This is a genomic window from Paenibacillus sp. FSL R10-2736, from assembly GCF_038000245.1.
GTDB classification, from domain to species: Bacteria; Bacillota; Bacilli; order Paenibacillales; family Paenibacillaceae; genus Paenibacillus_AQ; species Paenibacillus_AQ phytohabitans.
Genome location: NZ_JBBOBN010000001.1, coordinates 3968908 through 3979881 on the forward strand (window position 1 = coordinate 3968908; position 10974 = coordinate 3979881).

General features: G+C 52.0%; 11 protein-coding genes. 3 read left to right on the forward strand and 8 right to left on the reverse strand.

The window, feature by feature from the left end; all coding sequences use genetic code 11:
* Positions 1-17: 17 nt before the first annotated feature.
* The 7 genes from mnhG to NSQ73_RS17200 form a co-directional block, all read right to left on the reverse strand.
* Positions 18-401 (reverse strand): monovalent cation/H(+) antiporter subunit G, encoded by a 384-nt coding sequence (gene mnhG, locus NSQ73_RS17170; protein ID WP_340989305.1) that lies wholly within the window; start codon positions 399-401, stop codon positions 18-20.
* Entirely contained in the window at positions 376-669 is a 294-nt protein-coding gene (locus NSQ73_RS17175; RefSeq protein WP_039306104.1) for a Na(+)/H(+) antiporter subunit F1, read from the reverse strand. The genes mnhG and NSQ73_RS17175 overlap by 26 nt, the downstream gene beginning before the upstream one ends.
* Positions 666-1145 (reverse strand): Na+/H+ antiporter subunit E, encoded by a 480-nt coding sequence (locus NSQ73_RS17180; protein ID WP_042136855.1) that lies wholly within the window; start codon positions 1143-1145, stop codon positions 666-668. The genes NSQ73_RS17175 and NSQ73_RS17180 overlap by 4 nt, the downstream gene beginning before the upstream one ends.
* A gap of 6 nt (positions 1146-1151) precedes the next feature.
* Positions 1152-2645: a Na+/H+ antiporter subunit D gene (locus NSQ73_RS17185; RefSeq protein WP_042236055.1), complete on the reverse strand. Its 1494-nt coding sequence runs from the start codon at positions 2643-2645 to the stop codon at positions 1152-1154.
* Positions 2642-2977 (reverse strand): Na(+)/H(+) antiporter subunit C, encoded by a 336-nt coding sequence (locus NSQ73_RS17190; protein ID WP_039306114.1) that lies wholly within the window; start codon positions 2975-2977, stop codon positions 2642-2644. Before NSQ73_RS17190 ends, NSQ73_RS17185 begins: the two co-directional genes overlap by 4 nt.
* Entirely contained in the window at positions 2977-5841 is a 2865-nt protein-coding gene (locus tag NSQ73_RS17195; RefSeq protein ID WP_340987411.1) for a Na+/H+ antiporter subunit A, read from the reverse strand. The genes NSQ73_RS17190 and NSQ73_RS17195 overlap by 1 nt, the downstream gene beginning before the upstream one ends.
* Positions 5842-5906: 65 nt before the next feature.
* Positions 5907-6515 (reverse strand): universal stress protein, encoded by a 609-nt coding sequence (locus NSQ73_RS17200; protein ID WP_042136847.1) that lies wholly within the window; start codon positions 6513-6515, stop codon positions 5907-5909.
* A 408-nt stretch (positions 6516-6923) separates the two neighbouring features.
* Here NSQ73_RS17200 and gdhA point away from each other — a divergent pair, with 408 nt between their 5' ends.
* Positions 6924-8279 carry an NADP-specific glutamate dehydrogenase gene (gdhA, locus tag NSQ73_RS17205; RefSeq protein WP_445669672.1) on the forward strand — a complete coding sequence of 452 codons (1356 nt, stop codon included), beginning with the start codon at positions 6924-6926 and terminating at the stop codon, positions 8277-8279.
* Between the two features lie 654 nt (positions 8280-8933).
* On the opposite strand, the gene NSQ73_RS17210 is transcribed toward gdhA, so the two are convergent.
* Positions 8934-9917, reverse strand: coding sequence for a diaminopimelate dehydrogenase (locus tag NSQ73_RS17210; protein WP_340987413.1), 984 nt, complete (start codon positions 9915-9917; stop codon positions 8934-8936).
* Positions 9918-10105: 188 nt separating this feature from the next.
* On the opposite strand from NSQ73_RS17210, the gene NSQ73_RS17215 reads away from it, so the two are divergent.
* Together NSQ73_RS17215 and NSQ73_RS17220 are read left to right on the forward strand one after the other, a co-directional pair.
* Positions 10106-10276, forward strand: coding sequence for a hypothetical protein (locus tag NSQ73_RS17215; RefSeq protein WP_340987414.1), 171 nt, complete (start codon positions 10106-10108; stop codon positions 10274-10276).
* Positions 10264-10968, forward strand: a complete 705-nt coding sequence (locus NSQ73_RS17220) for an alpha/beta fold hydrolase (RefSeq protein ID WP_340987415.1) — start codon at positions 10264-10266, stop codon at positions 10966-10968. The genes NSQ73_RS17215 and NSQ73_RS17220 overlap by 13 nt, the downstream gene beginning before the upstream one ends.
* Positions 10969-10974: the final 6 nt, after the last annotated feature.

Consider the following 10974-nt stretch of genomic DNA (forward strand, 5'->3'; position numbering starts at 1 on the left):
CTGTTTATACCTTACGGCTATGACGTTGAAGAATCCGACTTGATCCGTTCCTTCTCCAGCACCTCTTTTAGGTCATCCTGGATACGGCGGTTCCACAGCGGAACACCGGAGCGGTAGGCCGCCCGGCCGGTCAGGTGGGCTGACAACGGTGAAGTCATAAATACGAAGACAATCCCCAGCAGCAGCTTTGCACTGACGTAATCGAGAAAAAAAGCAAAGTAGAGAAACGCCCCGGTGAGCACACACAATACACCAAGCGTAGCGCTTTTGGCAGCAGCATGTGATCTTAAATAGACATCCGGCAGACGGATCAGCCCCACAGAGCTGACAGCACTGAGGAGTGCACCTGTCAGGATAAGCAATACGAACAGCAATTCAACGGCCGTCTTGATCATTTCCATATTCAAACACCACTCCCCTTTCGATATATCTGGCCAGCGCCATAGTTCCGATGAAAGAGAGAATGCCGATCAGCAGAATGTATTCAATGAAGGCCTCAGTCTTGAACAGGATCGAGAGAACCGCCACCATCGCCAGCAGGTTGATTCCGATTGTATCGAGTGCTGCGACCCGGTCAGGCAGCGAGGGTCCTTTGACCAGCCTCCAGGCGCAAATTGCAATCGAAATGACCATGATCGAAAGCGACAGCATGAGTATAAAATGAATCATGAACGGGTCACCTCCAGAATCGCTCGTTCGAACGTATTGCGGATATTGGCACCGAACTGTTCCACATCCTGTATGTCCATCGCATGAATGTATAACGTCCGGTTATCTTTGGATACCTCCAGCACCACAGAGCCCGGAGTCAAGCAGAGCAATGTAATCAGCACAGCAACCTCCCAGTCCGACTCCAGCTCCGTGTGGTACATTAGGATCGCCGGGCGGATGTTGAGGTTCGGCCGAAGCACCGCCTTGACCACGATATAGCTGGATACAACCAGTTCCCGCAGCAGCAGGCCAGCCAGCTTCACAATAGCCCATACCTTGCCAAGATACAGCCGCCCGTCGAAGAAACGCCGCATAGCCATAAGAACGGCAATACCCAGCACATACCCGACAATGAAGCCGGAGGCCGTCCAGTCATTATTCAGGAACATCCACAAGAACGCTATCATGAGATTTAATAATATTTGAAAGGCCATCTTCATCTACTCCTTCATGACAGCGTTAATGTACACAGCGTTAATGTACTCTGCCGGATCAGCCAGCACGGCCCCGGCTTGGGCCACAAGCCCGTTCACCGTTTCGGCGCCGACCCCCATCAGAATGATGAGGACAAACAGCACGGCAGCCGGTGCCATCATTGCTTTGTAGCGCAGCGGATGGACTTCTTCCTCGCTTCGTTCACCACCCCAGAATACTTCCTGGAACACTTTGATTAGCGAATAGAGCACAACGAAACTTGACGCCAGTGCAATAAGTGCAAGAGCGACGTGCTGCTCCCCGAAGCCGCTGCGGACCATCATCACTTTCCCCGCGAAACCGCTAAGCGGCGGAACGCCCACCAGCGCCAGAGTCAGGATGAAAAACATCCAGCCCGTCCATGGATACCGGCGGATCAGGCCGCCCATTTGCCGTAGCTGCTCCGTTCCTGACGCTGCAATAATCATACCGCCCAGGAAGAACAGCAGCGCCTTGGCAATCATGTCGTGCATCAGATAGAACACTACCCCGTTTAATGAATCCTGGGTTGCCACCGATATGCCAAAGGCAATAAAGCCTACGCTAATCACAATATTGTAATTAAAAATCCGGCTCAGATCATTGTAAGCCAGCGCGCCGACAGCTCCAAGAATCATTGTTGCTCCGGCCATCCAGCCGATCAGCGTATGTGTCAGCCCCGGATCATGAACAAAAATCAGGGAGAATGTACGTGTGATGGCATACAGACCAACTTTGGTCAATAAGGCACCGAACAGCGCCCTTACAGCCAGGGGAGGAGCACTGTATGAATCCGGCAGCCAGAAGAACAGCAGCAGACCGGCTTTGAGCGAGAAGACCAGCAGCAGCAGTACAGCAATTACATTCATGACACCGCCCTGCCCCGCCTCCGCTACACGGACCGCCAGATGCGCCATGTTAAGCGTACCTGTCGCAGCGTACAGATAAGCAATTGCCGCTACGAACAAGCTGGAGGAGATCACATTGACAAGAATATATTTCAGTGTCTCCCGCAGCTGAACCCGGGTTCCGCCCAGTACAATCATCGCATAGGAGGCAACCAGCAATACCTCGAAGCATACGAACAGGTTAAACAGGTCTCCCGTAAGGAAGGAGCCGAACACACCGGTCAGCAGGAAGTGGAAGAAGGTATAGTAGTAGAACCGCTCCCGCTGTTCCCCAATGCTTGCGAAGGAAAAGAACAGGCAGGCCGCGCCTACAACCGCCGTGGTTAATACCAGCAATGCCGCAAACATATCAGCAACGAAGACGATGCCGTAGGGCGGCAGCCACCCCCCCATGTACAGCGTTTGAATCCCGTTTGTATTCACCTGATACACAATAATTATCGCAACAGCAATATTGACAAATACACTGATTGCACTGATTATACGCTGCAGGTTAATTCTTTCTTTCAGAAAAATGAGGATTACCGCTGTAAAAGCCGGAATCAGCAAAGGCAGTACCAGCAGATTGTTCATGGTCTCTCCCCCTTGCTTCCTTCCACATCATCCATGCCTGCCGAGCGGTATGCCCGGTAAGCCAGCACGATGAAGAACGCGGATACCCCAAAGCTGATTACAATCGAAGTAAGGATAAGCGCCTGCGGCAGCGGATCGACATAACTGTCCGCTTTCTCGCCAAGCAGCGGTGAAGCACCAGTCTTAAGTCCTGCCATGGTCAGCAGCAGCAGATGAACACCGTGAGTCAGCAGTGTTGTCCCCAGAAGGATGCGGAGCAGGCTTTTGGATAAGACCAGATATACACCTACGGTAAACAAGACGCCGATCGCCAGGGCAATAAGGATCTCCATCAGTTATCCCTCCCGATCGTAAAGATGATATTCATGGTAACACCGATCACTGACAGGTATACGCCCAGATCGAACAGTGTTGCTGTAGTAAGCTCGGTCTTGCCCATCACCGGCAGCTCGAAATAGCCGAAGGTCTGGGTCAGGAACGGAACATCGAATACAAAGGAACCTATCCCTGTGAGAAAAGCTATAGAAATTCCGGCCGCAATTAACTTACGGTAATCGACAGGCAGCACCTTCTCTACAAACTCTGTACCGAACGCAATCGAGAGCAGCACGAGCCCGGCTGCAGCCATCAATGCGCCGATAAATCCGCCGCCCGGATGGTTGTGTCCGGCAAAGAACAAATACAGCGAGAAGGTAATGATAATCACGAAGGCCACTTTGGCCACAGACTGCAGCAGCACATCATTACTGCGCGCATAACGCGGCTTGTTATCGTCCGGCACATCTCTGACCAGATCAGGCTTACTGCCCGGTTCAAGCTGCAGCTTAATCATTGAATAGATAGCCAGCGAGGCCAGACCAAGCACCGTAATCTCAAACATGGTATCAAAGCCGCGGAAATCCACCAGCAGCACGTTGACTATATTTTTGCCGCCGCCGAGGGTATAGCTGTTCTCCACGTAGTAGCTTGAGATGGACTCGAACGGACTGCTTCCAAGCGCCGCCAGTGCGACAAGTGTCATCGTTGCCCCGAATCCTACGGCGATGATCAGCTTCGGGATCTTCACCCGGAATTTGACCTTCTCCCGCTTCAGTCTGGGCAAATGCCGGAAGCAGAGCAGGAACAGCGTCACCGACACCACTTCGACGATCATCTGCGTAAGCGCCAGATCGGGTGCACGGAACAGGATGAAGAGCAATGTCACCATATACCCTACCATTCCCGTTAACAGAATTGCCGCAATCCTGGACTTGGCGAACGGAATCGCAAGCGCACCTGTCAGCATGACCAGCACGGCCACGACTTCAAAGAAGGTGACCGGAGCATACTGCCCTTGGCCAAACGTAATTCCGTCTGCGTACAGCAATGAACCGCCAACTACAACAATAATCAGGGTGAAAATATACATCAGATAATGGCGCATGGAGCCTGTCATATAGAGCCCTGTCACCGAACGGGACACCCGCTCCACCAGCCGGATACTGCCGTCGTAGACCTGGTTCAGTGTGTACCCGCTGCGCCATTCCTTATCGACCAGACTTAACCGGCCATACACACGGTATACGACAATTCCCAGCAGGATCACACCCAGAGTCATCCACACTTCAGCTGTGAAGCCATGCCAGAAATAGATGTTCACATAAAAAGGCGAGCTTGCCGCAAGCTGCGGATGAATAGCATTCATTCCCGGCACAATCAGTGTCTTGGACAGGATGTTCGGGAACAGTCCGGTGATAACGGCCAGCAGTGCCAGGAGAATCGGAGGAAGCAGCAGCCCAAACGGTGCTTCATGCGGCTTCTTATCCAGCTTCTCGGGCTGGTATTTACCGAAGAAGGTATGGAAAACCATAATCATGCTGTATGCAAAGGTAAATATGCTTGCAATCCAGGCCAGCACCGGAAAGATCGTGAAGAAAGATTGCGGGCTGAGGATATCCAGCTGTCTGATATTCAGTACAGCCGTGAAGAACATTTCCTTGCTCAGAAATCCGGCAAACGGCGGGAGGCCTGCCATGGAGAAGCTGCCGATCAGCGCTACCGTGAAGGTCACCGGCATCAGTGACACCAGTCCTCCCAGCTTGCGCAGATCACGTGTATTCGTCTCATGGTCGACAATCCCGACCACCATAAACAGCGAACCTTTGAATATGGCATGATTAATTAAATGAAAGAGGGCAGCCGTTGTTGCGGCGGTAAAGAACACAGCCTCTTCACCCGTATAGAATGAAGCCGCCGATCCCATTCCCAGTAATCCCATAATCAGCCCCAGCTGGCTGATTGTAGAATAGGCTAACAGAGCCTTCAGGTCCGTCTGCTTCATCGCCTGGATCGATCCATAGATCAAGGTGATCAGGCCGACGCCCGACACAATCCAAAACCACTCATGTTGCCCCGCAAACACCGGGCTGAAACGCGCGACCAGATACAGTCCTGCTTTGACCATCGTAGCCGAGTGCAGATAAGCGCTGACCGGGGTCGGTGCTTCCATCGCATCCGGCAGCCAGATATGGAACGGAAACTGGGCCGATTTGGTGAAAGCCCCCAGCAGAATCAGAATCATCGACGGTATGAACAGCGGCTGTCCGCTGATGTCCCCGGCCTGGCTCCAGATTTCGCGGATGCTGAAGGTCCCGGTCATGCCGAACAGCATCAGGAAACCTGCGAACATCGCCAGGCCGCCGAAGACCGTGATCAGCATCGACTTCAAGGCGCCGTAGCGTGACTTCTGTCTGCGGTGCCAATAAGCAATCAGGAGGAAGGAGGATACACTTGTCAATTCCCAGAAGCCGTACAGGACCATCAGGTTATCAGACAGCACCACCCCGAGCATTGCGCCCATAAAGATCAGGAGATACACATAAAACGGAGTCAGTTCTTCCTTGCGTTTGTCCAGATAATAAATCGAGTAGAAGACGACAAGCATCCCCATTCCCGTAATTAACAATGCAAACAGCAAACTTAATCCATCCAGATGAAATACCAGATTAATGCCAAGGGACGGAATCCAGGATACAGTCTCATATCCGGAATCCCCTCCCTTAATGACAGGAATCCGGGTCAAGAAATAAATGAACAACGCCAGCGGTCCGGCAAGTACAAGCCAACCTCGGTGGAGCCTGGCCATCCGCCCGCGTAGAAGCGCTATCATTAGGGCCAGCAGAAACGGAACAAGTACGGTTATATGCAGCAAAGGCAAGCCTCCTTTTCCACTCTACAAATTAAGTTGTGAACAATGTTACTTACTTCTGGAAGTAAAAACGGTTATAAGGGATCGCTTAATGTCCCCTCGCAGATATGCAAATATCTCGCTTTACCATCTTGCTCAATTCTGAACAAGCCATTCTCAAATTCCGTGTGCAATTCGTGAAAAAATTTCCCTTTGATGAAATCCTGACCTTCCGGCTCATCGCTGAGCTGATAAACGCCCTCATTCTTCACCAGATAGGAGATTACACCTTCTTCATGCGTCTCTTCAAGACCGGCGCGCATCCGCTGCACTGCCACAACATGCAGATCCATCATCTTCATTTTACTGATCAGCTCATTGACAAAATTGCGCTTGGTCAGCTCCTGCCACAGCGTCTGCGCGGATTGACCGATAATGATCTGCGTGACATCCTTCTCTTCTGCCGCTTCAACGATTACATCCGTTGTCTTGCGGCCCCGGCGTTTGCGGACCATAAACTCTGCTCCGGCCTCCTCGGCCAGACGCTTCCAGACCGCCATGAACATTTCTTTGCTCTGATTGTATTCATCACTATCCGAGCTATCCACATTGAGCACATAGAGCGGTGCCCCCAGCATCTCAGACAGCTCGACTCCACGCCGGATTAAACGCTCCCCGTGCGGACCATAATGAACGCATACCATAATTTTTTCCTTGTGAATGACCTTCGCCCTCCTGTAACATGGGCAAGAAATACAAAAGGAGCCTACTGGCGTTAGGCCCCTTTCTGTTGTTTCAAACCCTAAAAATTATACTTAAATTATATCTATTCCGATACTGTTTGTAAAGTTTACGGACAAGGATATGACAACATTGAAACATAATTACCATTATATTGAAGCCTAAATCAGTCCTTTCCCAAGCTATATCTGGCATCGCATGTAAGGTTCATAGAATTTCTTAATGACCACACCAAAAATAATTGATTGGCAAATTGATGTAAGGTTTTATAGAATTCTTTTAAATTAAAAATAAATCCGGGGCTGCCCGAATCCACTATCAGACAGGGAGTGCTAGCTAAAGTGTCCACCGTTCATTCCGTTACTTCAGAAATTACTAACCAGGCTGTACAATATGTTCATCAGATCTACGCGGAGGTCCAGCAGCGCGACCCGCAGGAGCCCGAATTTCATCAGACGGTCAAGGAGTTCCTGGATTGTCTCGTGCCTGTCCTGGCCCGTCATCCGCAATATATGAAGCATGGGATTCTCGAACGGCTGGTTGAACCCGAGCGCAGCATATCCTTCCGCGTGCCCTGGGTCGATGATGCCGGCAAGGTCCGGGTCAACCGCGGTTTCCGCGTTCAATACAGCAGCGCCATCGGCCCTTACAAAGGCGGACTCCGCTTCCACCCATCCGTTTATCTTGGCATTATCAAGTTCCTGGGCTTCGAGCAGATTTTCAAAAATGCCCTGACCGGCCTGCCCATGGGCGGCGGCAAAGGCGGCAGTGATTTCGATCCCAAGGATAAGTCGGATCAGGAAGTTATGCGCTTCACCCAAAGCTTCATGACGGAACTGTACCGCCACATCGGCCAGGATACGGATGTTCCCGCAGGGGATATCGGTGTGGGCGCACGCGAGATCGGCTATATGTTCGGACAATATAAACGGATCCACGGAGGACATGCAGCCGGGGTTCTCACCGGAAAAGGGCTGCTGTACGGCGGCAGTCTGGCACGCAAGGAGGCTACCGGCTACGGCTGTGTATACTTCGTGCAGGAAATGCTGTCGTCCACGCGGGGAACCAGCTTCGAGGGCAGCCGGGTAGTCATCTCGGGTTCAGGAAACGTTTCTATCTATGCTATTGAGAAGGCCCAGCAGCTGGGAGCTCTTGTTATCGCGTGTAGTGATTCGAACGGATACATTCATGATCCGCAAGGCATCAACCTGGCTACTGTCAAAAGACTGAAGGAAACCGAACGCCTGCGTATCAGCGAATACGTGAAGGAGCATCCGCACGCACAGTACATTGACGGCTGCAGCGGAATCTGGAGTCTGCCATGCGATATCGCACTGCCTTGTGCCACCCAAAATGAGATTGATCTGGCATCCGCCCGGACGCTGATTCTGAACGGGGTTCAGGCCATCGGTGAAGGGGCAAATATGCCGACGACGATTGAAGCGGTAGAATTGTTCCTTGAGAATGATGTGTTGTTCGCTCCGGCCAAGGCGGCTAATGCAGGAGGAGTAGCGGTCTCGGGCCTGGAAATGAGCCAGAACAGCATGCGGCTGGCCTGGAGCTTCGAAGAGGTCGATGCCAAGCTGCAGGAGATTATGAAGAATATCTACCGCAGAACGGTGCAGGCGGCAGAGGAATACGGGGTGGCCGGTAACCTGGTGGCTGGCGCTAACATCGCCGGTTTCCTGAAGGTTGCCGACACCATGCTGGCACAAGGGATTGTGTAACTAAATAAGCAGCAGATCAATGGGAGGCGGAACAGCCTTGGTTAATACGAGCGAGTAGCTTGGACTGCCCGAAAAGATGCTGTTGCTATATGTTGTTATATGTATAAAGCTTATCTGTAGAGCTGGGCCTGAATCTATCGTTGTACATATTGTTGTACGTAGTGCAACATAGATTCACTGATACTGGGGAATTTGTAAGGATTGTTGTACGAAATACAACAATTCTCCCTTTTGCCGCTTGATTACGTGGGAAATGCTGCTTTTTATACAACAATTCTTGAATAGACCCGATACCATGAGGGAAATGTTGTATTTCGTGCAGGATTTAAACAAGGCTATTATGTTCAGCTTATTTAGTTACCGCATTTGTCCGGTTACTTCCTCTCTATGAATCAGAGGTATTTCTACCTCTGATTTTTTTTGATTCCATCAGAACCTGCAGAAGGGGTGTCTCAATAGCCATGAAATGACTGCTTGTGACACCCCTCGTTTTTTGAGTATGCGATACTTAAGCATGCCGGAGAACGCTCAGCGATCGGACCGTAGTTCTAATTGCTGTGCTCTTTAAGCACCCGGGCGAGCCCTGACCAGATCATCGGCATCACAGCAGCCCGCTGCTCGCACCAGCATGCCCGTTGCGAACTCTTCGCCAGCCTACAGCAGCTCGCGCCGCAGCGTCTCTGCCGATTTAGGGGACAGATGGCCGAGCGGAATATCGAATACCGTCTTGGCACCCTTATGGCCTTCATGCTTCAGGCGGACAGCTGCGCGGGCATAGGCTACCAGTACACTGGCCGTAAATTCAGGATTACTGTCCAGCTTCAGCCCGAATTCGGCAATCTGCTTGCTTCCGCCGCCGGTTATACCGCTACGGATAACGAAGCCGCCATGCGGCATGCCGGAATGCTTCGCAGCAAGCTCATCTTCTGAAATAAAGTTGACGGTTGTATCATAATCGGCGAAATAATTCGGCATCTCCACAATGCTCCGGGTGATTGCTTCACGGTCTGCCCCTTCTTCCGCCACCACGAAACATTCCCGGCGGTGCTTCTCGCGGGTAGTCAGCTGCGGGGTCTCTCCGCCCCGGATGCTGTCAATGACCTCCTGGACAGGAACGGTATATTGCACGCCTGCCTTCACACCGGGAACGCGGCGGATCGCATCCGAATGCCCTTGGCTGACCCCTGTGCCCCAGAAGGTATAATCCTCACCTTCCGGCAGGATGGACTGCATCAGCAGACGGTTCATGGAGAACATTCCCGGGTCCCAGCCCGTTGAGATCACACTGACTGTCCCGCCGCCTTGGGCTGCCTTATCCACTTCAGTGAAGAAGTCAGGAATTTTGGCATGGGTGTCAAAGCTGTCCACTGTATTAAACAATCTGGCCAGCTGCGGAGTCTGCTCCGGCAGGTCTGTTGCTGATCCGCCGCACAGAATCATTACGTCAATTTTGCCTATGTATTGCTCGGCTGCGGATATATGCTCTGTGACTGTTCCTGTGATCTCCGCCAGCTGCTGCGGGTCTCTGCGGGTAAAAATAGCTGCAAGCTCCATATCCGGATTTTGTTCAATCGCCTGCTGTACCCCTTTGCCCAAATTCCCGTAACCGACAATCCCAACTCTGATGTTTGAAGTCATGTTTAATATAGTCCTCCCTTGCCGGTTATCCCGGAGATATGAATCCTTTAAATTATAAGTATATATACATTACACGAAATGTAAACATTTAAGAGTATATAAATTGAATTTTCCCGGACTTGTCCTTTCCTCGTTCTTCACTTACAATGAGTCCAATTGATAATCATTCTTAATGGATGGGGTGGAAAATGAAGATGCCAGCTGTGATCTCTCATACGTATGGAGACAGCCATTACATACAAACACCGGACGGGCGTCAGCTCCATTACATGGAGAACGGAGCCGGTCCGGTAACTGTGGTATTCGAATCGGGCATGGGCATGTCCCCCGCTCTGCCTGGGGGCTGGTGCAGCCGGTAGTCGCCAGATACGCGCGGGCCGTCGTCTACGACAGGGCGGGCAGCGGAAAGAGCGACGTGGACCGCGCCCCAAGGACCCTCAGCAGAATGGCTGATGATCTCATGTGCTTATTGAGTCACTTGGGAGCGGGCCCCTTCATTCTCGTCGGACACAGCTGGGGCGGCCCCGTTGTCCGCACAGCAGCTTCCCGGAACCCTGACATCATCCGGGGACTCGTTCTGGTCGATCCGACAGACGAGCATTGCGGGCTGTATTTCGAGGAAGCTTCCGTGAAGCATTTCGCCAAGATGAATACTCTCCTTCCGCTGCTTGTGGGAACCGGCTTATACAAGCTGATGGGAAGTAAACCGGGCAAGGTGCTGCCAGCGGATGTCTACAAGGAACAGCGGCAGGAGGATTTCACTATGCGGGCAGCTCATACCATGGTTGCTGAGGGAGCAACCTTCCTGGAGGATTTACGGGCACTTCTGGCGCATCCGCTGAAGCTGGAGGGTATTGAGGTATCCGTGCTCTCAGGAACACTAATCACGCGGATGGAACGGAATTTCCGGCCTGCGCTTCATGCAGCGCACAAGCAGACGGCAGCAGGATTGGCAGACGGCCGCCTGGTCGAAGCCCGGCAATCCGGTCATATGATCATGTACAGCGAGCCCCGGCTGATCGCAGATGAGGTCAGACGGATGATCGATTAGTCCGGG

Bases quoted from the DNA above. Each gene is read 5' to 3' on its own strand.
- mnhG (WP_340989305.1), bottom strand. From the start codon at position 401: ATGGAAATGATCAAGACGGCCGTTGAATTGCTGTTCGTATTGCTTATC.
- NSQ73_RS17175 (WP_039306104.1), bottom strand. From the start codon at position 669: ATGATTCATTTTATACTCATGCTGTCGCTTTCGATCATGGTCATTTCG.
- NSQ73_RS17180 (WP_042136855.1), bottom strand. From the start codon at position 1,145: ATGGCCTTTCAAATATTATTAAATCTCATGATAGCGTTCTTGTGGATG.
- NSQ73_RS17185 (WP_042236055.1), bottom strand. From the start codon at position 2,645: ATGAACAATCTGCTGGTACTGCCTTTGCTGATTCCGGCTTTTACAGCG.
- NSQ73_RS17190 (WP_039306114.1), bottom strand. From the start codon at position 2,977: ATGGAGATCCTTATTGCCCTGGCGATCGGCGTCTTGTTTACCGTAGGT.
- NSQ73_RS17200 (WP_042136847.1), bottom strand. From the start codon at position 6,515: ATGGTATGCGTTCATTATGGTCCGCACGGGGAGCGTTTAATCCGGCGT.
- NSQ73_RS17210 (WP_340987413.1), bottom strand. From the start codon at position 9,917: ATGACTTCAAACATCAGAGTTGGGATTGTCGGTTACGGGAATTTGGGC.
- NSQ73_RS17215 (WP_340987414.1), top strand. From the start codon at position 10,106: ATGAAGATGCCAGCTGTGATCTCTCATACGTATGGAGACAGCCATTAC.